General features: G+C 75.8%; 21 protein-coding genes and 1 pseudogene. 14 read left to right on the top strand and 8 right to left on the bottom strand.

Annotation, left to right across the window (positions count from 1 at the left end; all coding sequences use genetic code 11):
• Positions 1 to 39 precede the first annotated feature (39 nt).
• Positions 40 to 795: an HAD family hydrolase gene (locus ACWEO5_RS20485; protein ID WP_452163722.1), complete on the top strand. Its 756-nt coding sequence runs from the start codon at positions 40 to 42 to the stop codon at positions 793 to 795.
• A 51-nt stretch (positions 796 to 846) separates the two neighbouring features.
• Positions 847 to 1788: an N-acetyltransferase family protein gene (locus ACWEO5_RS20480; RefSeq protein WP_452163721.1), complete on the top strand. Its 942-nt coding sequence runs from the start codon at positions 847 to 849 to the stop codon at positions 1786 to 1788.
• A gap of 9 nt (positions 1789 to 1797) precedes the next feature.
• On the opposite strand, the gene ACWEO5_RS20475 is transcribed toward ACWEO5_RS20480, so the two are convergent.
• The 3 genes from ACWEO5_RS20475 to ACWEO5_RS20465 are packed head-to-tail and all read right to left on the bottom strand — an operon-like array spanning position 1798 to position 3827.
• On the bottom strand, positions 1798 to 1944 hold the full coding sequence (locus ACWEO5_RS20475; protein ID WP_452163720.1) for a hypothetical protein: 147 nt from the start codon (positions 1942 to 1944) through the stop codon (positions 1798 to 1800).
• A 40-nt stretch (positions 1945 to 1984) separates the two neighbouring features.
• Positions 1985 to 2767 carry a phosphotransferase gene (locus ACWEO5_RS20470; RefSeq protein ID WP_452163719.1) on the bottom strand — a complete coding sequence of 261 codons (783 nt, stop codon included), beginning with the start codon at positions 2765 to 2767 and terminating at the stop codon, positions 1985 to 1987.
• Positions 2768 to 2801: 34 nt separating this feature from the next.
• Positions 2802 to 3827: a 2-dehydropantoate 2-reductase gene (locus tag ACWEO5_RS20465; protein WP_452163718.1), complete on the bottom strand. Its 1026-nt coding sequence runs from the start codon at positions 3825 to 3827 to the stop codon at positions 2802 to 2804.
• Between the two features lie 213 nt (positions 3828 to 4040).
• On the opposite strand from ACWEO5_RS20465, the gene ACWEO5_RS20460 reads away from it, so the two are divergent.
• Positions 4041 to 4472: a hypothetical protein gene (locus ACWEO5_RS20460; protein WP_452163717.1), complete on the top strand. Its 432-nt coding sequence runs from the start codon at positions 4041 to 4043 to the stop codon at positions 4470 to 4472.
• A gap of 21 nt (positions 4473 to 4493) precedes the next feature.
• Here the strand turns inward: ACWEO5_RS20460 and ACWEO5_RS20455 are convergent, their stop codons facing one another.
• Positions 4494 to 5654, bottom strand: coding sequence for a PP2C family protein-serine/threonine phosphatase (locus ACWEO5_RS20455; RefSeq protein ID WP_452163716.1), 1161 nt, complete (start codon positions 5652 to 5654; stop codon positions 4494 to 4496).
• Between the two features lie 240 nt (positions 5655 to 5894).
• Between ACWEO5_RS20455 and ACWEO5_RS20450 the strand changes: the two genes are divergently transcribed.
• The 4 genes from ACWEO5_RS20450 to ACWEO5_RS20435 all read left to right on the top strand — a co-directional run bounded on the left by ACWEO5_RS20450 (position 5895) and on the right by ACWEO5_RS20435 (position 9877).
• Positions 5895 to 7445: an APC family permease gene (locus ACWEO5_RS20450; protein ID WP_452163715.1), complete on the top strand. Its 1551-nt coding sequence runs from the start codon at positions 5895 to 5897 to the stop codon at positions 7443 to 7445.
• Positions 7442 to 7816: a cupin domain-containing protein gene (locus ACWEO5_RS20445; RefSeq protein ID WP_452163714.1), complete on the top strand. Its 375-nt coding sequence runs from the start codon at positions 7442 to 7444 to the stop codon at positions 7814 to 7816. The genes ACWEO5_RS20450 and ACWEO5_RS20445 overlap by 4 nt, the downstream gene beginning before the upstream one ends.
• Before the next feature lie 75 nt (positions 7817 to 7891).
• On the top strand, positions 7892 to 9283 hold the full coding sequence (locus ACWEO5_RS20440; protein WP_452163713.1) for an NAD(P)/FAD-dependent oxidoreductase: 1392 nt from the start codon (positions 7892 to 7894) through the stop codon (positions 9281 to 9283).
• 129 nt (positions 9284 to 9412) lie between these two features.
• A complete protein-coding gene (locus ACWEO5_RS20435) occupies positions 9413 to 9877 on the top strand; it encodes a hypothetical protein (protein WP_452163712.1) in 465 nt (154 codons plus the stop codon).
• A 190-nt stretch (positions 9878 to 10067) separates the two neighbouring features.
• On the opposite strand, the gene ACWEO5_RS20430 is transcribed toward ACWEO5_RS20435, so the two are convergent.
• Both ACWEO5_RS20430 and ACWEO5_RS20425 read right to left on the bottom strand, forming a co-directional pair.
• Positions 10068 to 10691 (bottom strand): DinB family protein, encoded by a 624-nt coding sequence (locus ACWEO5_RS20430; protein ID WP_452163711.1) that lies wholly within the window; start codon positions 10689 to 10691, stop codon positions 10068 to 10070.
• Positions 10692 to 10759: 68 nt separating this feature from the next.
• Positions 10760 to 11029, bottom strand: a complete 270-nt coding sequence (locus ACWEO5_RS20425) for an acylphosphatase (RefSeq protein ID WP_452163710.1) — start codon at positions 11027 to 11029, stop codon at positions 10760 to 10762.
• A gap of 367 nt (positions 11030 to 11396) precedes the next feature.
• Here ACWEO5_RS20425 and ACWEO5_RS20420 point away from each other — a divergent pair, with 367 nt between their 5' ends.
• A complete protein-coding gene (locus tag ACWEO5_RS20420; RefSeq protein WP_452163709.1) occupies positions 11397 to 13265 on the top strand; it encodes an FUSC family protein in 1869 nt (622 codons plus the stop codon).
• Between the two features lie 19 nt (positions 13266 to 13284).
• Positions 13285 to 13425, top strand: a pseudogene (locus ACWEO5_RS20415) (carbohydrate-binding protein); the annotation flags it as partial.
• Between the two features lie 84 nt (positions 13426 to 13509).
• Here ACWEO5_RS20415 and ACWEO5_RS20410 read toward each other — a convergent pair.
• Positions 13510 to 13827, bottom strand: a complete 318-nt coding sequence (locus tag ACWEO5_RS20410; protein ID WP_452163735.1) for an aminotransferase class IV — start codon at positions 13825 to 13827, stop codon at positions 13510 to 13512.
• A gap of 87 nt (positions 13828 to 13914) precedes the next feature.
• Here ACWEO5_RS20410 and ACWEO5_RS20405 point away from each other — a divergent pair, with 87 nt between their 5' ends.
• From ACWEO5_RS20405 to ACWEO5_RS20385, 5 genes are all read left to right on the top strand, one after another.
• Positions 13915 to 14940: a hypothetical protein gene (locus tag ACWEO5_RS20405; RefSeq protein ID WP_452163733.1), complete on the top strand. Its 1026-nt coding sequence runs from the start codon at positions 13915 to 13917 to the stop codon at positions 14938 to 14940.
• Positions 14941 to 15032: 92 nt separating this feature from the next.
• Positions 15033 to 16247, top strand: coding sequence for a hypothetical protein (locus ACWEO5_RS20400; protein WP_452163708.1), 1215 nt, complete (start codon positions 15033 to 15035; stop codon positions 16245 to 16247).
• Positions 16231 to 16998 carry a hypothetical protein gene (locus tag ACWEO5_RS20395; protein WP_452163707.1) on the top strand — a complete coding sequence of 256 codons (768 nt, stop codon included), beginning with the start codon at positions 16231 to 16233 and terminating at the stop codon, positions 16996 to 16998. Before ACWEO5_RS20400 ends, ACWEO5_RS20395 begins: the two co-directional genes overlap by 17 nt.
• A 209-nt stretch (positions 16999 to 17207) precedes the next feature.
• Positions 17208 to 18416: an MFS transporter gene (locus ACWEO5_RS20390; RefSeq protein ID WP_452163706.1), complete on the top strand. Its 1209-nt coding sequence runs from the start codon at positions 17208 to 17210 to the stop codon at positions 18414 to 18416.
• A gap of 108 nt (positions 18417 to 18524) precedes the next feature.
• The gene (locus ACWEO5_RS20385; protein WP_452163705.1) at positions 18525 to 19508 is read left to right on the top strand and encodes an LLM class flavin-dependent oxidoreductase; all 984 of its coding nucleotides are present in this window, start codon (positions 18525 to 18527) and stop codon (positions 19506 to 19508) included.
• Between the two features lie 36 nt (positions 19509 to 19544).
• Here the strand turns inward: ACWEO5_RS20385 and ACWEO5_RS20380 are convergent, their stop codons facing one another.
• Positions 19545 to 20627 carry a phytanoyl-CoA dioxygenase family protein gene (locus ACWEO5_RS20380; protein ID WP_452163704.1) on the bottom strand — a complete coding sequence of 361 codons (1083 nt, stop codon included), beginning with the start codon at positions 20625 to 20627 and terminating at the stop codon, positions 19545 to 19547.
• Positions 20628 to 20871: the final 244 nt, after the last annotated feature.

The following is a 20871-nucleotide window of genomic DNA, read 5'->3' as shown; positions in this document are numbered from 1 at the left end:
TCACGCCCGGCGCCGCCGCAGCGGCACTAGGCTGCCGCAATGGTCACCGTGAACGCCGCGAGCACGCCCGGGAAACCCGTTGAACTGGTGGTGTTCGACTGCGACGGGGTGCTGGTCGACATCGAGTGGATCGCCGCGCGGGTCCAGGTCGAGGTCGGCGCGGAACTCGGCTGGCCGCTGGGGGTGGACGAGGTGGTGGAACGGTTCATCGGCCGCACCCCCGCCGCGATCCGGCAGCAGATCGCCGAGCGCCTCGGACCGGTCGCGGCGGCCGAGTGGGAGCGGCGCTTCGAGCAGCGCCACCGCGAGCTGGTGGACGCCGGACTGACGCCCGTGGACGGCATCGTGACGGCGCTGGACGGCCTGGACGCGCTCGGCCTGCCGTACTGCGTCGCCTCCAGCGGCAGCCAGGCCAAGATGCGGCACACCCTGGGCCGCACCGGGCTGTACCGGCGCTTCGCCGGACGGATCTTCAGCGCCGACGAGGTCGCCCGCGGCAAGCCCTTCCCCGACGTCTTCCTGCACGCCGCCGCCGGAACCGGGTACGACCCCGGGGTCTGCGCGGTCGTCGAGGACAGCCCCGCCGGGATGCGCGCCGCCCGGGCCGCCGGGATGCGCCGCCTCGGCTACACCGGCGGCCCCACCGGACGGGCGCTCGCCGGCGGGGAGTTCGGGCACCGCCACTTCGGGAAGGACGGGTACCGGGAAGGAGGCGGGGACGGCGCGCCGGACACCGTGCTGTTCTCCGAGATGCGGCACCTGCCCGCGCTGCTGCGCACGCTCACCGCGGGCTGACCGGACGGCGGCTCCCGCGCCCCGTCCCCACCGTGAGGAAGGACCCCCGCCATGGCCAAGCCCCAGCTGCCCGCCGGGTACACCGCCCGGCCGTTCGACCCGTCCGCCGACCTGCCCGCCGTGCTCGACCTGCTGACCGCCTGCGAGCGGCACCTGCACGGCGACGCGGCGGTGGAGGCGGACGCCGGGGAGTTCGCCGCGGTGCTGGCCCGCCCCGGCTTCGACCCGGCCGCGGACACCCTGCTGGTGCACGGCCCGGACGGCGGCCCGGTCGCCTGGGCGTGGAGCGACCGGCGCTGCGAGTGCCGGGTGCACCCCGCGCACCGGGGGCGCCGGATCGGCACCGCCCTGCTGGGGTGGATGGAGAGCCGGGCCGTCGAACAGGGCGTCGGCAAGCTGGTCCAGGTGGTCGCCGACCTGGACGCGACCGGCCTGGCGATGCTGCGCACCTACGGGTACCGGCCCAAGGGCGCCAGCTGGCTGCTGGAGATCTCCCTCGACGGCCTGCCGGCGGACGGCGAACTGCCGCCCGAACCGCCCGGGGTGACGATCCGTCCGTTCCGGGCCGGTGACGCCCGGGACGAGCACCAGGCGCACCGGGTGGTCGAGGACGCCTTCGCGGACTGGAAGGCCCGCCGGATGGACTTCGCCGAATGGGCCGAACACGCCGTCCACCGCGAGAACTTCGCCCCCGAGCGCTCGCCGCTCGCCGTCTCGGACACCGACGGCCGGGTGGTCGGCGTCGCCCTGGCCCTCGACCAGCCCGGCAGCGGGGACGGCTACGTGGAGAGCCTGGCCGTCGACCGCGACCACCGCCACCGGGGCATCGCCCGCCACCTGCTCCAGCACACCTTCCGGGCCTGCCGGGACGCCGGACTGAGCCACTGCACGCTGTGGACGCACTCCGGGACGGGCGCGCTCGACCTGTACCTCAAGGTCGGCATGACGGTCCGCTACACCAGCGTGGTGCTGGAGAAGAGCCTGCCCGGCTGACGGGCCCGCTCAGCCGGGCCGGTCGAGCAGGTCGAGCAGCCGCAGCGCCTGGCGCTCCCCGGTGCCGGACGGGTTGCGGGCCGCCGTCGAGGCGTCGGCGGTGAGGAACACCAGCCACAGCAGGGCGAACAGGCGGCGGCACTCCAGCAGCCGCAACCGCTCGGCGGGGGAGAGCCCGAACCGGGCTAGTGCCGCGTCAGGCGACCTTCGCCCGTCGCGACGCCCGGCACGCGCTCTCGCCGCACCGGCCGAAAACCCAAGTACATCCAGTACGAGGGCTTCCGGCCGGCACGCCGATAGCACGCACCGGACGCCGCTCCTTCCCGGCAAAGGTCGCCTGACGCGGCACTAGGAAGGCCCCGGCGTCCAGGCCGCCCTCCGCCCAGGCGGAGACGTGCTCGACCGTCTCGGCCAGCTCGTACGGCCGGTCGGAGCGGCCGGAGTCCTCGAAGTCGACCAGGCGGACGTCCGCGCCGTCCCACAGGGCGTTGGCGAGGTTGCCGTCGGCCTGCCCCAGCACCGGCACCGAGGACGACTCGCCCGCGCACAGCCCGTCCTGCGCGCCGTCCAGCCAGCGCAGCCCCGCCGCCAGCGCCCGTTGCGCCGCCGCACCGCGCACCGCCCCGGCCCGGCCCCGGACCGCTGCCGCGGACTCCCCGACGTCCCAGCGCCGCCGGGGCAGCCGCGCCGCCTCCGCCGCCGGGACGGCGCCGTGCAGCCGGTGCAGGGCGCGGGCCAGCGCGGCCAGCCGGTCGTCGGTCAGTTCGGTGCCGCGCAGCACCGTGCCCGGCAGCCGGGACATGGTGACGGCGCCGTCCGCGCGGGCCAGCGGGCGCGGGGCCAGCCCCGGGGCGTGGCGGTCGAGCAGGGTCAGCGCCCGCCACTCCCGCTCCGGGTCGCCGTCGGAGTCCGGGCGGAAGCGCTTGTGCACCGAGTCGGGCCGCAGTTCGACGCCGTGGGTGGTCCACCGCTGCGCCATGTCGAGAAGTCAACTCCGTTCGGCGGTCGGGGAGTCAGGGACCCTCGTCGAGGGCGGCGAGCAGTTCCGGGCCGGACCAGGCGGGCGGCGCGGACGCCTGCTCGGCCGCCCGGACCAGTTCGAGCAGGCGGCGGTTGGCCGGGGCGGGCAGCCCGTGCCGCTCGGCCAGCGCGACCACCTCGCCCTGCAGCTCGCCGACCTCGGTGGGGCGCCCGCGCTGCAGGTCCTCCCACATCGAGGAGCGGGCCCGGGCGTCCACCCGGAGGCTGGCCGCCGCGACCCGGCGGAACACCGCGTCGGGCAGGTCCAGCACCGAGGGCATCCACTGCGGCGGGACGGGCGTCAGCCTGGCCGGGGACAGCCCCGCCGCCGCGAACACCGCCAGCGCCTCGCGCTGGCAGCGGGCCAGCACCAGCCGGTACGGGCGGCTGCCGAGCTGCTCGCGCAGCGGCCGGCCGGAGAGCGCGTTGACGGCGTTGTTCAGGTTCATCAGCAGCTTCGCCGCCTGCACCCGCGGCATGTCCGGGCGCAGCCGCACCGGCAGCCCGGCGGCGGCCGCCGTCTGCGCGAACCGCCGTGCGGCGCCCGCCCGTTCGAGCACCAGCTCCCCGCCGGTGCCCTGGTGGAAGGAGGCCGGGCCGGTGCGCACCACGTTGTAGGGCACCATCCCGGCCAGCACCGTCCGGCCCGGCAGCGCCTCGTGCAGCGCCCGGGCGTTGTGCAGGCCGTTCTGGAAGCTGATCACGGTGCTGCGCCCGTCCAGGTGCGGGTCGAGCAGCCGGGCGGCGGCCGCGGTGTCCGCGGACTTGACGGTCACCAGCACGTAGTCGGCGCCCGCCGCGGCCGCGGCGTCCACCGCGGTGCGCGGCCGGGCGTGCAGCCGCCGGTCGCCCGGGCCGGTCAGGGTCAGGCCCGCCCGGTCCAGCTCGGCCATCGCGGCGGGCCGGCCGATCAGCGTCACGTCGGCGCGGGCGGCCAGCGCCCCGCCCAGCCGACAGCCGATGCTGCCCGCCCCGAACACGGCGATCCGCGGCGGCAGGGTCGAACGGTTCTCGGACACCGGCGGCTCCTTCGACAACGGCGTCAGCGGCACGGCCCCACGGCCGACGGCCCCGAGGTTACCGCCCGGTCGTGCGGGGCCCACCCGCCGGGGCGGACCCGGACGGCCGGCGGGTGACGGGAAGGGGGCGGCACGGGTGCACGCCGGATGACGGTCCGGGGCGGCGGCCCGCCGGGGGTGTGGCGGCCGGCGCGACCGGGCAGGGGGCGGTGCGTGAACGCACTCCTCCAGCTGTGGGAACGCGGCGAGCGCCCCGCCGACGACGGCCTGTACCGGGCGGACGGCCGGGCCTGGTACGTGACGGACGACTACGGCCCCGACGACCTGGCCGGCTTCGCCCTGGCCGAGCCGACCAGCGTCCGGGAACTGCTCGACCCGCAGTGGACCACCAGCGCCGACACCCACCCGGCCGGCCGCCTCGTGCTGCCCGACGGCTCCGGCACCCTGGTGTGCGGCGACGGCTCCCACGGCTCCGAGGGCTTCGTCGCCCGCCTCGGCCCCGACGGCGCACCGGTGTGGCTGCTGACGCTCGCCGACGGCAACCCGTTCGAGGCGATCGCGCTCACCGGCACCCGGGCCCGCTTCACCAACAACTGCGGCCACGGCCTGGTCGTCGACCTGGCCGAGCCGCCGTACGGCCCCTGACCGGACGCTCCCCGGCGCACCTCAATCCGCGGACGGCCCCGACGCCCCCGACGGCCCCGCGGAGCGCTCCGCCGGCGGCTCCAGCCGGGACGCCAGCAGCGCCGCCACGTCGTCGTCGGCGGGCCCGCCCGCGTAGCGCCGCAGGTCCCGGCGCAGGCCCTCCAGCAGCGCGACGTCCGAGTCGCCGCTCCAGCGGGCCAGCCGCTCGGTCAGCGGGTAGAACTCGCCGCGCCGGTCCCGGGTCTCGCTGACGCCGTCGGTGTACAGCAGCACCCGGTCGCCCGGCCCGAACGGGAGGGTCTGCGGGTGGTACTCGCTGGCCACCAGCGCCGACAGGTTCAGCGGCGGCAGCGGCACCTCCGGCTCCACCGGCCGCAGCCCGCCGTCCGGCCGCAGCAGCACCGGCGGCGGGTGCCCGCAGTTGAGCAGGTACGCCTCCGGCCGGTCGTCCGGGATCTCCAGCAGCACGGCGGTGGCGAAGCGCTCCGACGCGTCCAGCGAGGTGGCCCGCTCCGCGTACCGCTGCAGGCCGATCTCCAGCCGGCTCGCCAGCGCGGGCAGGTCCCTCGCGTCGTACGCGGCCTCCCGGAACGAGCCGAGCAGCGCCGCCGCCATCTCCACCGCCGGCAGGCCCTTGCCCTGCACGTCGCCCAGGATGATCCGCACCCCGAACGGCGTGCGCACCGCCTCGTACAGGTCGCCGCCGATCTGCGCCTGCTCCGCCGCCGCGTTGTAGTACAGCGTCAGGCCCACGTCGCCGAGCCGGTCCGGCAGCGGGCGCAGCACCACCTGCTGCGCCGTGCGCGCCACCGAGCGCACCAGCGCCAGGTCGCGCTCGCGGCGCACCCGCATCCCGGCGGTGTACGAGGCGGCCAGGGTGACCGTCACGGTCGCGGCGATCACCGAGGCCGCCGCCGCGCCGACCTCCCGGTCCCGGAGCAGGGCCAGCACCACCTCGGTGGCCACCGCGATCAGACCGATGGCCAGCGTCCCGAACGAGCCCCAGGTCGCCGCGGCGAGGGCGGGCGCGGCCGCCACGAACCGGTCGTAGCGCTGCCCGGCCGGGGTCTCGGCGTCCGCCACCGCGGACAGCGCGATCAGCAGGAAGGGCGACACCCGGACGAGCACGGCGAGCGCCGACCGGCTCCAGCCGGAGGAGGAGTTGTTGTTGATCGTGGGCATGACCCGGTGAACGCTACCCGCGCGGGCCGCCCCGTGGTGGGAGGCGCGAACCGCCCTCCGCGAAACGGTTCTGACCTGGAACGATGCGGACCCCGTGGGTGCACCGGCGGGCCCGGCAGTCTGTCAGAGGCGCAACAAGACATCTGACAGATTGAATGATTGTCGTACGTCAGCGGGACGACAAGACTCGTGCCCCTCAACCGAGTCACATCCGCGCCGACCCCGATTGCCAAGGTGAAAATGACCGCCATCCCCGTGGCCCCGCCGGAGAACCGGTGGGCGACGCCCAAGCGCGTGAGCCTGGTCCCGCTGGTCGCGCTGATCTTCTTCAGCGTCTCCGGCGGCGCCTACGGCATCGAGCCGCTGTTCTCGACCTCCGGCCCCGGGATGGGCATCCTGCTCATCCTGGTCGCCCCGCTGATCTACAGCGTCCCGCACGCCCTGGTCTGCGCCGAGCTGGGCACCGCGATCCCGGTCGAGGGCGGCTACTACCACTGGGTCAAGCGCGGTCTCGGCCGGTTCTGGGCCTTCCAGCAGGGCGTGCTGCAGTGGGTGTGCAGCTTCGTCGACATGGCGCTCTACCCGGTCATGTTCACCTCGTACCTGTCCAGCCTGATCAGCGCCGTCGCCCCCGGCGAGCACGTGTTCTTCGAACTCCACCTGTTCAAGGCCGACATCGCGGTCGACCTGAACTGGGTGATCTGCGTCGGCGTCATCGTGCTCTTCACGCTGCTGAACCTGATGGGCGCGGGCTGGGTCGGCGACTCCTCGGTGGCGTTCGCGGTCATCTGCCTGACCCCGATGCTGATCCTCACCGCCATCGGCGGCTACCACCTGCTCACCGACGGCACCAACCCGGTCTCCTCGATGACCGCCGAACAGGGCCAGTCCACCTGGAACGCCTTCGGCTCCGGCCTGTTCATCGTGATGTGGAACTACTCCGGCTGGGACTCGGTCTCCACCGTGGCCGGCGAGATGGAGAACCCGAGGAAGCACCTGCCCAAGGCGCTGTTCTGGTCCGTGCTGCTGATCGTCGTCGGCTACCTGCTGCCCTCGCTGGCCGCCCTCGCGGTCGGCGCCGGCGGCGAGAACGGCTGGAAGAGCTGGGAGGACGGCTCCTTCTCCGACATCGCCGGCGAACTGGCCGGCCCCTGGCTGCAGTACACCGTCACCATCGGCGGCCTGTTCGCCTCGGTCGCGATGTTCTCCGCGCTGCTCGCCTCCTACTCCCGGCTGCCCTCCTCGCTCTCGCACGACGGCTACCTGCCCAAGTGGGTCTCCAAGGAGAGCAAGCGGTACCGGATGCCGATCGCCTCGATCATCGGCTCCTCCGTCATCTACGCGCTGTTCTGCTTCTCCAGCTTCAGCAACCTGGTGATCTTCGACGTCTTCCTCACCAACATCGGCATCCTGCTGGAGGTCGCCGCGCTGATCGTGCTGCGGATCCGCGAACCCGAACTGGAGCGCCCCTACAAGATCCCCGGCGGCTGGTGGAGCATCGGCCTGATCACCCTCTGCCTGACCGCCGTCAGCGTCTGGGCCGCCATCGAGCAGTACGACGAGGAGGGCACCAAGGCCGTCGTCTACTGCCTGATCGTGGTCGGCGCCGCCCTGCTGCTCTACCCGCTGCTCTCGCTCCGCAAGGCCGCCCGGGCGACCGCCGCCGCCGAACGGGCCGCCGCGCGGCTCGCCGCCGGGGTCGAGGCGTACGGGCTGTCAGAGTGGCAGCCGGACTCGGCACACAGTGACAAGGCCGCCGGCGGCACCGCGGCCGATAGCGTCGAGGCATGATCAACAGCTTCGCCCTGCACGTCCCGGACGCCGAACTGGAGCCCGAGCCGCTCGACCCCGGGCAGATCGTCTCCGGCACGCCCGAGGTCACCGGCAAGGTGGTCCGGGAGTCCGCCGACGGGCGCCGGATCCGCGGGATCTGGCAGATCACCCCCGGCGTCGTCACCGACACCGAGGCGGACGAGATGTTCGTCGTGCTCAGCGGCCGGGCCACCGTCGCGTTCGAGGACGGCCCCGTCCTCGAACTCGGCCCCGGCGACCTCGCGGTGCTCCGCGCGGGCGACCGCACCACCTGGACCGTCCACGAGACGCTCCGCAAGGTCTACGCGATCGACCTCGGCCCGGAGCCGGCCGAGGACGAGGACCGGTAACACCCGAAGCACCCCGCGGCCGGGCCGCACCCCGCGGCCGGGCCGCGCACCCTCCCAAGGCAAGGAACCGAGAGCATGGACCCCGTACACGCACTGCGGGACGCCAAACCCACCCCGTTCTGGCTGGAGGACCCGGGCCGCCCGGCCGCGAACTCCGCCCTCACCGGCGACGTCCGCTGCGACCTGCTGGTCGTCGGCGGCGGCTACAGCGGCCTGTGGACGGCCCTGATCGCCAAGGAACGGGACCCCGGGCGGGACGTGGTCCTGATCGAGGCCAACGAGACCGGCTGGGCCGCCTCCGGCCGCAACGGCGGCTTCTGCGCCGCCAGCCTCACCCACGGCCTCGGCAACGGCCTGGAGCGCTGGCCCGACGAGATGGCCGCGCTCGAACAGCTCGGCGCCCGCAACCTGCAGTCCATCGAGGACGCGGTGACCGGGCACGGGATCGACTGCGACTGGGAGCGCACCGGCGAACTCGACGTCGCCACCGAGCCCCACCAGGTCGAGGAACTCGCCGAACTGCACGAACTCGCCAAGCAGTACGGCGACTACGAGCTCCTGGACGCCGACGCCGTCCGGGCCCAGGTCGCCTCCCCGACCTACCTCGGCGCGCTCTGGGACAAGGACGGCGTGGCGATGCTCCACCCCGCCAAGCTCGCCTGGGGCCTCAAGCAGGCCGCCGAGCGGCTCGGCGTGCGGATCTTCGAGCACACCAAGGCCCTCGACATCGCCGAGTCCGGCCCCGGCATGGCCGTCCGCACCCCTTACGGCCGGATCCTCGCCCGGCAGGTCGCCCTCGGCACCAACGTCTTCCCGTCCCTGGTCAAGCGGATCCGCCCGTACACCGTGCCGGTCTACGACTACGCGCTGATGACCGAACCGCTCAGCGCCGAACAGCTCGCCGCGATCGGCTGGCAGGGCCGGCAGGGCATCGGCGACAGCGCCAACCAGTTCCACTACTACCGGCTGTCCGCCGACAACCGGATCCTGTGGGGCGGCTACGACGCCGTCTACCACTACGGGGCCAAGGTCCGCGCCGAGTACGACCAGCGGCCGCAGACCTACCAGACCCTCGCCGAGCACTTCTTCCAGACCTTCCCGCAACTGGAGGGCCTGCGCTTCACCCACGCCTGGGGCGGCGCCATCGACACCTGCACCCGGTTCTCCGCCTTCTTCGACACCGCGTACCACGGCAAGGTCGCCCTCGCCGCCGGCTACACCGGCCTCGGCGTCGGCGCCACCCGCTTCGGCGCCGAGGTCATGCTCGACCTCCTCGCCGGACAGCGCACCGAGCGCACCGCCCTGGAGATGGTCCGCCGCAAGCCCCTCCCGTTCCCGCCCGAGCCCGTCCGCTGGGCCGGCATCGGCATCACCAAGTGGTCCCTCGACCGCGCCGACCGCAACGCCGGCCGCCGCAACCTCTGGCTCAAGACCATGGACAAGCTCGGCCTCGGCTTCGACAGCTGACCCCCGCCCGCCCCCGCCCCCACGACGGCCGCCCGCACCCCCACGCGCGGGCGGCCGAACCCCCGCGGGCGCCAAGGGAGTCGGCCGGTTCCGCGGTGACCCCGACGGCTTCCCGCGTACAGTCGGGACATGGACTGGGGGACAGCGGTCAGCACGCTGATCGGCGCGGCGATCGGACTCGGGGCGACCTACACCGGTGACGCGGTCCGGGCCCGCCGCGGGCGGCGGGAGCGGTGGTCGGAACAGCGCCGGCAACTGTACGCCGACTACCTGGCCGCACTCTCCCGGGTCGCCGACGACTTCCACGCCATCGCCCGGCACCCCGACCGCACCGACCTCGACGTCCGGGCCTCCGACGCCTGGCGCTCCAGCCTCGTCTACGGGCTGCGCTACCAGATGACCATCGACGCGCCCGAACAGATCGCCGACCTCTCCGACGACTGCTTCCGCAGGCTCCGCGAGGTCCGCGGCGTGGTCGGGGACGGCGCGCGCACCCGCAGCCCCGAGTTCCGCACCGCCGCCCACGCCTACGACTCCGCCCTCACCCGCCTGCGCGCGGCCATGCGGTCCGACCTGGCCGCGAACCGGGCCTGAACCCGCCCCGGGAGAGGGGCGGCACTGCCGGCGGTGGCCGGTGCGTTCCACGCCGACCTGCCGACCTGCCGACCTGCCGACCTGCCGATCTGCCGATCTGCCGACCCAGACCCGCCGCCTCTCCGTGCCCACAGCCTTGACGGCGCGTCACTTCGACCTCCAAGGGGCCCGGCTCGGGCGCGGGCGGCCGTCAGCCGGGCAGTTGCTCGCCCGCTGCGGCGGCCGCCTCGCGGGCGGCGTGTTCGACCTCGCGGTGGTGGGCCGACCACCAGGTGGTGTCGCCCTCGGGGAGGAGGGCGTCGGCCGGGCGCAGGCCCGTGGTGCCGTCGAGCAGTTCGCGGAGCAGGTCGGCGTGGCCCGCGTGCCGGTGGGTCTCGGCGACCACGTGCAGCAGGATCCGGGCCAGCGTCAGTCTGCTGTGCGGGGGCCACGGGACCTCGCCGAGCGCGTCCAGCGGCAGTTCGTCGACGGTGGCGTCCGCGTGCGCCCAGACCCGGCGGTAGCCGTCGAGCAGGGCCGCCCGGCTCTCCTCCGGGCGGGCCCACAGGTCGGCGTTCGGCTCGGCGGCGCCCGCCGCCCACAGGCCGGGGCCGCCCTCGAACGGCCGGTCGAAGGCGGTGCCGAAGTACACCGCCTCCGCACCCGTCAGGTGCTTGACCAGCCCCAGCAGGTTCGTCCCGGTCGGGGTCAGCGGGCGGCGGGCGTCGTACTCCGACAGGCCCTCCAGCTTCCACACCACCGCGTCCCGCGCGTCCTGCAGGTACAGCTTCAGATCCCGCTTGCTCGCGGCGAGTTGCCCGTCCGTCTCCGTCATGCACGGAGTCTGTGTGGTACCCGGGGCGGACGGCAAACGGTTTCCGCGCCCCGGCCCGGGCGGGCCGGTCAGGTGGTGACGGCGAAGACCAGCAGGCCCTCCGGCTGCTCCTCGACCACCTCGACGTGCTCGACCACCGCGCGGGAGGGGCCGTGCCGCGTCCAGGCCACCATCTCGGCCACCGCGGCCGGCTCCCCCTCGAAGACCGCCTCGACCCGCCCGTCCGGCAGGTTGCGCACCCAGCCCGCCACGCCCGCCGCCGCGGCCGCCCGGCGGCAGGAGTCGCGGAAGAAGACGCCCTGCACCGTGCCCGAGACCAGTACCCGCCGCCGGATCACCCGTCGTCCGCCTCTCGCCGTCCTCGCCGTCCTCGTCGCGGCCCGCGGGCCGCCCGTGCTGCCAGCAGGTATACCGCAGCGGGGGAGGCCCGCGGGCGGACGGCGCGCTGGGGCGCGGACGGGCGGGTCGGGCAGGCGCCGGCGCCCCGCACCGCGCCGGCGGAAGCCGCCGGCAGACGTCATCCGCGCGTAACGCGGCCGCAGCGGTCACGACAAGAGCCGCGCCTAGGCTTCCGGAGCGACGGGCGGACACGAGGAGGGGGTTCCCACGGACAGGCGAGGGGCGCGACCGGACTGGCTGACCCACCCGCTGCGCTGGCAGCGCGGACCGGTGCCCTGGGCGGCCACGGTGCGCGGTGCGGCCGGGATGGCCGTTCCGCTGGGCCTCGCGGTCGCCGCCGGACGGCCCGCCGAGGGGGTGCTGGCCGGGCTCGGCGCGATGTTCGCGGGCGTCAACGACCGCCCCGCCGGGCGGCGCACCGGCGCCGTGCAGCAGGCCGTCCCCGCGCTCGCCGGGGCCCTCGGCCTGCTGATCGGCGCCGCCACCGGGTGGTGGGCGGTGCCGCTGCTCGGCGCGGTCGGCGTGCTCTGCGGGGCGATCAGCGTCACCGGGCCGGTCGCCTCCGCCGCCGCCGTCCAGCTGATGGTGCTCACCGTGCTCGGCTGCGGGATGCCCGTCCCGCTGCCCGGCTGGGCCAAGGCCGGCTGCTACCTGGCCGGCGCGGGCTGGCTCCTGCTGCTGCGTCAACTCACCACCCACCCGCGCCCGTTGCACGCCGAACGGCAGGCCGTCGCGGCGGTCTTCGACGCCCTCGCCGACGCCCTCGACGCCACCGGGACCGATCGCGCCGAGAACGCCCGCCGCCGTCTCACCGCCGCCCTCGACCGGGCCGGCGACCAACTGCGCACCGACCACGACCACACCCTCGCCACCCGGCTCGCCGCCGCCTCCGCCCTCAGCGAGGCGGGCGTCGCCCTGCTGCGCGACGCCCGCCCGCTGCCCGCCCGGCTCGCCGCCGGCCCGCGCCGGCTGGCCACCGCCGTCCGCACCGACCGCCTCCCCGGCCCGCTGCCCGTCCCCGCCGCCGAGACCCCCGCGACCGCCGCCTTCGACCGGGCGGTCCTGCGGGCGGCCCTGGCCTTCGCCGAGACCTCGCCCCCGCCGGGCGACCCCGCACACGGACACGGACACGGGCACGGGCACGGGCGCGAGCAGGCGGGGACCGCGGCCGGGTCGCACGGCCTCGGACGCAGGCTGCGGCGGGAGCTGGCCCGCTGGGTGCTGGGCGGCCCGGGCCGGCGGACGGGCGGCCTGACGCCCTGGGGCCGGGCCGGACGGGCGTACGGGGTGCGGGTCGGGGTGTGCGTCTCGGCCAGCGCGGCGCTCGCGCTCGGGCTGCGGACCGGACACTGGTACTGGCTGCCCGTCACCGCCGCGTTCCTGGTCAAGCCCGACCTGGGGCCGCTGTTCTCGCGGGTCGTCAACCGCTTCGCCGGGACGGTGGCCGGCGTCCTGCTGGCCGCCGCGCTCGCGCCGGTGCTGCCCGGCCGGTGGTGGCCGGTCGCCGCGGTGGCCGCGACCGGGGCGCTGATCCCCGTCGCCCAGCGGCACTTCGCCGCGCAGACCGCCGTCATCACCGTCACCGTCCTGGCCTTCGTCACCACCGGCGGCGACCACGGCGCCGCCCCCGGACGGCTCGCCGACACCGCGCTGGCCTGCGCCCTCGTCCTGCTGGTGGGCCACCTCCCCGGCCTCGCCGACACCCGGGCCCGGGTCGGCCAGCGCGCCGCGCACGCCCTGCGGCACACCCAGCGCTACCTCGACCACGTCCTGCTCGCCGAGCACCGGGACGCGCCGGACACCGACGCCGCCCGGCGCGCCGAACTGCGCCGCACCGCCTACCGCACCCTCGCCCAGGCCCGCGCCGCCGCCGAGACCGCCGCCGCCGAACTCCACCCCGGCGGCCCGGTCGGACCCGACTGGCTGCGGCTGACCGTCCACGCCGAACGGCTCGCCGACGCCGCCACCGCGTACGCCGTCGAACGCGACCACGGCGCCCCCGCGCCGGCCGCCCCCGCCGCCCGCACCCTCACCCGCAGCCTGGCCGCGGCGGCCGACGCGCTCGACCGCCCGGGCCCGGCCGGCGCGCCGCCCGCGGCCGAGGCCGTGCTGCCGCCGGAGCTCGACGGGGTGGCGGCGGAGGTGCGGCGGATAGGGGCGCTGGCGGTGGGGTGAGCGGGCTCCGCCGGCCGGGGTGAGCGCGGCGGTCAACCACGCCCGGGCCGCCTGGAGCCCGGCCCGGGTCCACACCGGCGGTGACACCGTCTCCCGGACGGGCCACAACTGGCAGGCCAAGGGGTGGACGCAGGGCGAGCGGCCCGGAGCCGGCGGCGAACGGGGCTCCTGGAAGGACCCCGGCACCCACTGCTGGGCCCGGACCCGGCCGGCCCGGTGCGCGGGCGCCCCCCCCCGGGGCGGGTCAGAGGGCTTCCCGGGGGACACGGGCCCAGGCGGTGGCGAGGAGCCCGGCGAGCTCGGCGCTCCCGGCCGGGAAGGCGAAGCCGTCGACGGCGGCCAGGGGCTGGGCCGGGCAGTGCGAGTTGGTCGCGGCGGCCGCGCGCAGGGCGGGGAGGTCGGCGGCGGTCAGCGGACGGGTGCTGGACGGGACGCCGTCGGCGGGCAGCGCGGCCCGGAGCAGCCGCATGGTGATGCCGGGCAGGACGGGGGCGGCGGGCCAGACCACCCGTTCGCCGTCCCAGAACGCCGCGTTCCAGCCGTTGGTCTGCACGTTCAGCATGCGCGTCATCGTGCCGGCCGAAGCGGGCGCGCGGCCCGTGGCCTCGGACGTTTGATCGGTCGTCGGCGGAGCGCCTATGGTGCGCCGGTGAACGACTTCCCGGCCCTGGACGGCCTGTTGACCGAGTTGGAGCAGGCCGCCGCGGCGGCCGACGGCGCGCGCGCCGAGCAGGCGTTCGGGGCGCTGGTCGGCGGTCTGCAGGCCGCCGACGACGCGCAGTGCCACGCCGTGGCGGGCCGGCTGGCGGCGCTGGTGCCGGCCTACCCACCGGTCTGGCCGCGGGCGATGCCCGCGCTGGCGGCCGGGTTCTGCGTCGAGCGCGGCGCGGACCCGATGGACTGCGCGGGCCCCGTCCTGGCCGGCCTGCGCGAGGAGATCGAGGCGGCCCTGGAGTGCGCGGCCCGATGGCCGGACGGCGCCGGGGAGTTGCCCGCACCGGACCGGGCGGACATCGACGGGCTGATCGGGACGCTCGGCGGCGACCACCGGGCGGTGCGCCTGGCGGTCGCCTGGTGCGGCCTCCGGGAGTGGTTCCCGCCCGCGTTCGCCGTCCTCGGCAGCGCCGCCGTCCGCCGCCGGTACGCGGCCGAACTGCTCCCCGCACTGGGCGAGTTGGACGCGCTGGACCGGCACGGGCTGCGGCCGCTGCACTGCACCGCGGCGCTCCTGGACGAACCGCTGACGGTACTGCACCGGCCCACCGGCACCGGCTACGAGGTGCGAATCAGCGGCATCGGCGACAACTTCCAACTGCACGTCCTGCTCGCGCACGTCCTGATCGGCGGCGGCCACCTGCCCGGCACCGCCCCCGCGCCCGAGGTCGTCCGGCTGGCCACCGACCCGGCCCCCGCCACCGGCCGCTCCGGGGTGATCGCCCGGGGCGCCTTCGAACTGCTCGCCCCGGACGGCCGGAGGATCTGGAACGAGGGCCTGCCCGCGGACGTCCCGGTGGTCGACGGCCGCCGCCTGCTGGTGCTCGACAATCCGGCGTACCAACGGAGTTGGAACGCCGACCGGTACTTCCCCGAGCTGCCCGGCAGCGCCGAACTGCTGCGCGTGCTGCCCGCCGAGGAGGCCCGCGCCCGGTTCGCCACCACCACCCTGGGCGGCTGAGGGCTGAGGGCTGAGGGCTGAAGCGGGTGACGGCGGCCGGGGACGGTCGGGCCGGGCGGGGAATTCCGGAGGACGAGGAGAGCGGGAGAGGCATGGAAGAGCGCACGGAGGCCCGGATCGAGGAGGCGGGCAGCGTCCTGGTCGCACCGCCGGAGCGGTGGGCGGAGGAACCCGTCCGGGAGTTCCTCGGCACCAGGGCCACCCCGGAGCAGTTGGCCGCCGGCGAGGTCGACCCCACCGGCCGGAGCGTCTACCTGTACGGCGCCGGGGCGGGCGTCGAGGAGCACCGACTGCGCGGCGCGGAACGGGTGTTCGTCGTCCGGGAGCAGGACGGAGGGGCGGACGGCGCGCCGTGGCCCGCGGTCGACCCCGGGCGGCTGCCCGCCCGGGTGCACGGCGTCGGGGTGTACTACCGCCGGTTCTTCGACCCGGCGGACGGCCACTTCGCCCGGATCGCCGCCGAGCACGCCTTCCAGTCGCTCACCGAGTCCACCAAGCCCGGCACCGCCCACCGCAGCGGGATCTACCTGACCCCCGTCCGGCAGGACGGCGCCGAACTCCACTTCCGGCTGCTGCGCTGCTCCACCAACCTCTCCGGGCCTACCGAGGGCTTCCGGGCCACCGACACCCGGATCGTCGCGGAGCTCGACCGCGAGGCCGCCGCCGTCCTGCGCGGGCAGGCGCCGCTGAACCACGTCCTCGCGCAGATCTACCACAACACCCCCGCGGCGGAAGGGCGCCGGCAGGCCAAGGCCAGGATCTCCGCCCACGCCGACAAGACCAAGGACATGCCCGCCAACGGCCTCATGGCCTTCTGCACCTTCTACGACCGGCTCGACGGACTGGAACCGCTGCCCGGGGACGCCCACGACCTCGGCGTGCGCGGCGTCAGCGCGCTGACCGGGCTGCGCTTTCGCCTCAAGGAGCGCACCGCGCACACCGACGCGGCCGGACTCCCGCCGGACTTCACCCTCACCCTCCACCCCGGCTCCGTCCTGCTGGTGCCGCTGTCCACCAACCGCCTGTACACCCACGAGATCCGCCCCTCCGCGCTGCCCGCCGAACTGCTCCCGACCCGCCTGGGCTACGTGGTGCGCTGCTCGAACGCCGAGGCCGTCCACCGGGAGGGCCGGACCTTCCTCAAGACCGGGCACGGGCCGGTCGCGCTGGAGGCGCCCACCCAAGGCGGCATGGACGAACTGCGCCGCAGCTACGCCGAGGAGAACCGCAGCACGTCCGTCGTGGACTACGGCGGCCAGCCGCCGTTCAGCATGAACGAGGGGGACTACCGTGCACCCCGGCCCTGAGCTCCCCGACGGGATCCGGTGCCACGACCTGCCCGCCGGGGAGGACCCGTTCGCCGAACTGCTCGACTCGGTCCGCTGGGAGGAGACCGGCCGGGGCCGCCGGACCGCCGTGATCGTCCGGGTCGGCGCGGACGGCGGGGTCCCGCTGGTGCGCACCACCGCCCGGTACGCCGAACCGGCCCAGCGCTTCCGGCCGGTGCACGAGCGGCTGGCCCGGCTGGTCCGGGAGCGCGCGGGGCTCCCGGACGGGCTCGACAACGCGCTCGTCGAGCTCTACACCAACGCCTACACCAGCATGGGCGCCCACAGCGACCTGGCGCTCGACCTGGCCGCGGGCTCCTCGATCGCGCTCTACTCCTGCTACCGGGACCCCGCCGGACCGCCCAGGACGCTGCGGTTCGAACCCAAGGACGGCGTGCCGGGCCGGGACTTCGCCGTCCCGCTGGTCCAGCACGGCCTGGTGGTGCTCCCGCTCGCCGCCAACCGCCGCTTCCGGCACCGGATCCTGCTGGAGCCCGCGGCCCGGGCGGTGGACAACGAGTGGCTCGGCGTGACCTTCCGGACCTCCGCGACCCCCGTCCGGCACCGCGACGGGCACGCCCACCTCCCGGCCGGGGAACTGCGGGCCGCCACCGAGGAGGAGCAGCACGAGTTCCGCCTGCTGCGCCGCCGGGAGAACCGGGAGACCGACTTCGGCTACCCGCCGCTGGCGTACACCGTCAGCCCGAGCGACCTGCTGCCGCCGGTCTGACCCGCTGCCGCCCGGGGGCGCGGTCACCCGGCGGTCACCGGACCGACGGGCGGCCGACACGTGAACGGACCGCGGGGGAGGAGGGCGGGGCCGGTAGGATCGGCTGGCACTGACAACGTTGACACCGTGGTCGACGCCGGGGTCGGCGCCGGGGGCGGCCACGGATCGGTGCACCACCGGAACCACCCGCTGTCGCCTGGAGTACCCGCATGCCACTGGCGCTCGTCGCCCTCGCCGTGACCGCCTTCGCGATCGGCACCACCGAGTTCTCCGCGATGGGACTGCTCCCGCAGATCGCCCACGGCCTGGACCGGACCATCCCGCAGACCGGCTGGCTGATCTCGCTGTACGCGCTGGGCGTGGTGATCGGGGCGCCGCTGCTGACCGCCGTCGCCGCGAAACTGCCCCGCAAGACCGTGCTGATCGGCCTGGCCGGACTGTTCACCTTCGGCAACCTGCTGTGCGCCGTCGCCCCGAACTTCGCCTTCCTCGCCGTCGCCCGGTTCGTCACCGGCCTGCCGCACGGCGCGTTCTTCGGCGCCGGGGCGGTCGCCGCCGCCGAACTGGTCGCCCCGCACCTGCGGGCCCGCGCCCTCTCGGTGATGTTCTCCGGGCTGACGGTCTCGAACATCCTCGGCGTGCCCGCCGCCACCCTGCTCGGCCAGCACCTCGGCTGGCGGGCCGCGATGCTCGTCGTGGTGGCCATCGGCCTGCTCGGCGCCGCCGCCATCGCCCGCTACGTCCCGCACCTGCCCAGCCACCCCGGCGCGGGCCTGCGCAGCGAACTCGCCACCTTCCGCAGCGGACAGCTCTGGCTGGCCCTGGCCACCGTGGTGTTCGGCTGCGCCGGACTGTTCGCCTGCTACACCTACATCACCCCCGCCCTCACCGACGTCGCCGGGTTCGCCAAGGGCTCGGTCACCCTGGTCCTCGCCCTGTTCGGCGTCGGCATGACCCTCGGCAACGTGATCGGCGGCTACGCGGCCGACCGGGCGCTGCGCCCCTCGATCTGCGCGACCTTCCTGGCGATGGCGGGCGCGCTCGGCCTGTTCGCGCTGACCGCGCACAACCGCTGGTCCGCCGCCGCCACCGTGGTGCTGATCGGCCTGGCGGGCTTCGCCACCGTCCCGACCGTGCAGACCCTGGTGATCCAGAAGGCGCGCACCGCCCCCACCCTGGCCTCCGCGACCGTGCAGGGCGCGTTCAACCTGGCCAACGCGATGGGTGCCTGGCTCGGCGGCCTGGCCATCGACGCGGGTTTCGGCCTGACCTCGCCCTCGCTGGTCGGCGCGGGCCTGTCGCTGCTCGGCTTCGCGGTCGCCGCGGTGTCCTGGTCGGTGGACCGGCGCGGGCCGGTGGCCGTCGCCGACCGGCCGGTGCCGTCCGACCGGCCGGAGACGGTGACCGCGGCGGGCTGACGGGAAGTCGGCTCTCGACGCGGGCCGGTTGCAGATGATCTTATGAGCGGGTTCGGGTCCCCGTGCGAGGGGCCCGTCCGGAAGGCCCGCGCCCCGAAGGAGACCCTCATGACCAGCCCCGACACCCGCCCCGGCCGGGTCGGCGTGCTGCTGCCCCGCGACCTGCCCGTGCAGCAGCTCCTCCGGTACGCCCGCCGCGCCGAGGAGCTGGGCTTCGACGAACTGTGGGTGGTCGAGGACCTCGGCTGGCGCGGCGGCATCGCCCAGGCCGCCAGTGTGCTCGCCGCCACCGGGGGGATCACCGTCGGCCTCGGCATCCTGCCCGCCGGGGCCCGCAACGTCTGCTTCGCCGCGATGGAACTCGCCACCCTGGCCCAGCTCCACCCCGGCCGCCTCACCGCGGGCATCGGCCACGGCATGCGCGAGTGGATGGACCAGGCCGGCGGCGCCTGGCCCGCCAGCCCGCTCACCCTGCTGAGCGAGTACACCACCGCGCTGCGCGCCCTGCTGCGCGGCGAACCGGGCCCCGCCGACGGGCGGTACGTGCGCTGCGCCGGCGCCCGGCTCACCGAGACCCCCGAGGTGGTGCCGCCCGTGGTGCTGGGCGTGCGCGGCCCCAGGTCGCAGGCCCTCGCCGGGCAGGTCGCCGACGGCCTGCTGCTGGCCGAACCCGCCGCGCCCGGCTACGTCGCCGCCTCGCTGGAGCGGCTGGGCCGCCCCGGCGCCGAGGTGATCACGTACGACGTCGCCGCCGTCGACCCGGACGGGGACGGGACGGCCGCCGTCGAACGGGTCCGACCCGGGCTGTCCGCGATCGGCGAACCCGACTGGGCGCCGCACCTCGAACCGCTGCCGTTCGCCGCCGAGTTCCGGGCCCGCCGGGCCGCGAGCGCCGACGGCGAGGAGTTCGCCCGGACCATGCCCGCCGAGTGGGTCCGCGCGCTCACCGTCAGCGGTACGCCGGAGCAGGCCCGGGCGGCGATCGCCGCCCGGCACGCGGCCGGTGCGACGTGCGTCGTGCTCACCCCGGTGGGGAGCGACCGGCTGGGTGAGCTGGAGTCGCTGGCGCGGGCCCTGCCCGGCAAGGACTGAGCGACGGGGCCCGGCGCGCCGCCGCCCCCGGACCGGTCAGGCGGACACGGCGCACCGGTCCGCCCAGGAGACGGCCTGCCCGGCCGCGTCGACCGGCTCGTACCAGGAGCTCAGGCCGAGCAGCCTGCTGCCGAGCTCGGTGAGCCGCGCGGTCGGGTAGCGCTTGGACTCGTGCAGCACGGGGTCGCCGACCAGGGTGCGGTTCCAGCGCGGGGTGCGCAGGTGGCGCCAGGAGTCGACGCGGGACTTGCGCAGCCGCTCGTGCTCCTCCAGGGCGGGCATCATCGACAGGTACTGCACGGCGCGCACGCCCCGCTCGGAGCGGTTGCGGGCGACGCCGTGCGCCAGCAGACCGTTCCAGATCAGCAGGTCGCCGGGGTTCAGTTCGGGCCGGACCACCGGCAGTTCGGCGCGGTCGAAGTCCGGGCGGGCCGGGTCGCGGTCGGCGGGCTGGGCGGCCCGCCAGGAGTCGAACCGGCGGAACAGCTCCGGGCTGCACTGGAAGCCGCCGGTGTCCGGCGCGGTCTCGGTGAGCGCGATGATGCCCTGCACCCGCTGCGGCGGCACGCCCAGAGCGGTGTCGACGTCCCAGTGCAGCCGGTCGTCGGCGCCGCGGTCGGCCGGGTCGACCAGCGCCCGGTCGCGGCTGCCGCGGTTGGGCGGGTTGAGGTTGAGCCGGTCCAGGGTCACCCACAGCTCCTCGCAGTCCCAGACGTCCACGAAGGCGTCGTAGACCCGCTGGTCCTGCCGGCTGTCCCAGAGCAGCTGGTGGTGGTACGCCTCGACGAAGCCGTAGACGTGCAGCCGCCGGTCCAGCTCGGAGCGGAAGGGCCGGTCGGCGAACCAGCCGTCCGGGTCCCGCGGGTCGAGGCCCTGGAACTCCCAGGCGAAGTCCAGCATCCGGCGGGCGTGCTCGGCGGGCACCGCCTCGCGGACGACCACGTACCCGTAGGTCTGCCAGTGCGCGAAGTCCTCCGCCGAGAGCACCCGCAGCGGACGGGTCTTGGACAGCTCGCGCAGGGTGTGCTGGGCGAGGTACGACTCGCCGTCGTCGCTGAAGTACGGGCGCTCGCTCGCGGCCCGGTGGAGGTGGGCGCGGCGGGACGGGGCGAACATCATGGGACAGCCCTCCAGGTGGGTGTGCGGGCGGCGGACGGGCGGCCGCGCGCCCCGGCGAGGACACGCGGGCACGCGGACGGACCCGGCGGGGCGCGGGGACGGGGGAGCGGCACGGAGAACGGCGCGGACGCGTTCCGGGCCGGGGGACGGCGGCCGGTCGCGGTCGGCCCCCGCAGCGGGGCCGAGGGGCCGGGGCGACGGGGAAGGACGGCGCGGAGAGTGCGCCGAAGTCGCTCCGATCGCC

The sequence above is a fragment of the Kitasatospora sp. NPDC004272 genome, from assembly GCF_053603035.1.
The sequence above is the reverse complement of the archived record's forward strand: the minus strand, read 5'-3'. Positions and strand labels throughout refer to the sequence as shown.

What these genes read in the sequence shown, in the direction of transcription:
- ACWEO5_RS20410 (WP_452163735.1), bottom strand. Translation starts at nt 13,827, where the DNA reads ATGCTGAACGTGCAGACCAACGGCTGGAACGCGGCGTTCTGGGACGGC.
- ACWEO5_RS20455 (WP_452163716.1), bottom strand. Translation starts at nt 5,654, where the DNA reads ATGCCCACGATCAACAACAACTCCTCCTCCGGCTGGAGCCGGTCGGCG.
- ACWEO5_RS20390 (WP_452163706.1), top strand. Translation starts at nt 17,208, where the DNA reads ATGCCACTGGCGCTCGTCGCCCTCGCCGTGACCGCCTTCGCGATCGGC.
- ACWEO5_RS20450 (WP_452163715.1), top strand. Translation starts at nt 5,895, where the DNA reads ATGACCGCCATCCCCGTGGCCCCGCCGGAGAACCGGTGGGCGACGCCC.
- ACWEO5_RS20470 (WP_452163719.1), bottom strand. Translation starts at nt 2,767, where the DNA reads ATGGCGCAGCGGTGGACCACCCACGGCGTCGAACTGCGGCCCGACTCG.
- ACWEO5_RS20385 (WP_452163705.1), top strand. Translation starts at nt 18,525, where the DNA reads ATGACCAGCCCCGACACCCGCCCCGGCCGGGTCGGCGTGCTGCTGCCC.
- ACWEO5_RS20420 (WP_452163709.1), top strand. Translation starts at nt 11,397, where the DNA reads ATGGCCGTTCCGCTGGGCCTCGCGGTCGCCGCCGGACGGCCCGCCGAG.
- ACWEO5_RS20430 (WP_452163711.1), bottom strand. Translation starts at nt 10,691, where the DNA reads ATGACGGAGACGGACGGGCAACTCGCCGCGAGCAAGCGGGATCTGAAG.
- ACWEO5_RS20380 (WP_452163704.1), bottom strand. Translation starts at nt 20,627, where the DNA reads ATGATGTTCGCCCCGTCCCGCCGCGCCCACCTCCACCGGGCCGCGAGC.
- ACWEO5_RS20485 (WP_452163722.1), top strand. Translation starts at nt 40, where the DNA reads ATGGTCACCGTGAACGCCGCGAGCACGCCCGGGAAACCCGTTGAACTG.
- ACWEO5_RS20480 (WP_452163721.1), top strand. Translation starts at nt 847, where the DNA reads ATGGCCAAGCCCCAGCTGCCCGCCGGGTACACCGCCCGGCCGTTCGAC.
- ACWEO5_RS20440 (WP_452163713.1), top strand. Translation starts at nt 7,892, where the DNA reads ATGGACCCCGTACACGCACTGCGGGACGCCAAACCCACCCCGTTCTGG.
- ACWEO5_RS20445 (WP_452163714.1), top strand. Translation starts at nt 7,442, where the DNA reads ATGATCAACAGCTTCGCCCTGCACGTCCCGGACGCCGAACTGGAGCCC.
- ACWEO5_RS20435 (WP_452163712.1), top strand. Translation starts at nt 9,413, where the DNA reads ATGGACTGGGGGACAGCGGTCAGCACGCTGATCGGCGCGGCGATCGGA.
- ACWEO5_RS20400 (WP_452163708.1), top strand. Translation starts at nt 15,033, where the DNA reads ATGGAAGAGCGCACGGAGGCCCGGATCGAGGAGGCGGGCAGCGTCCTG.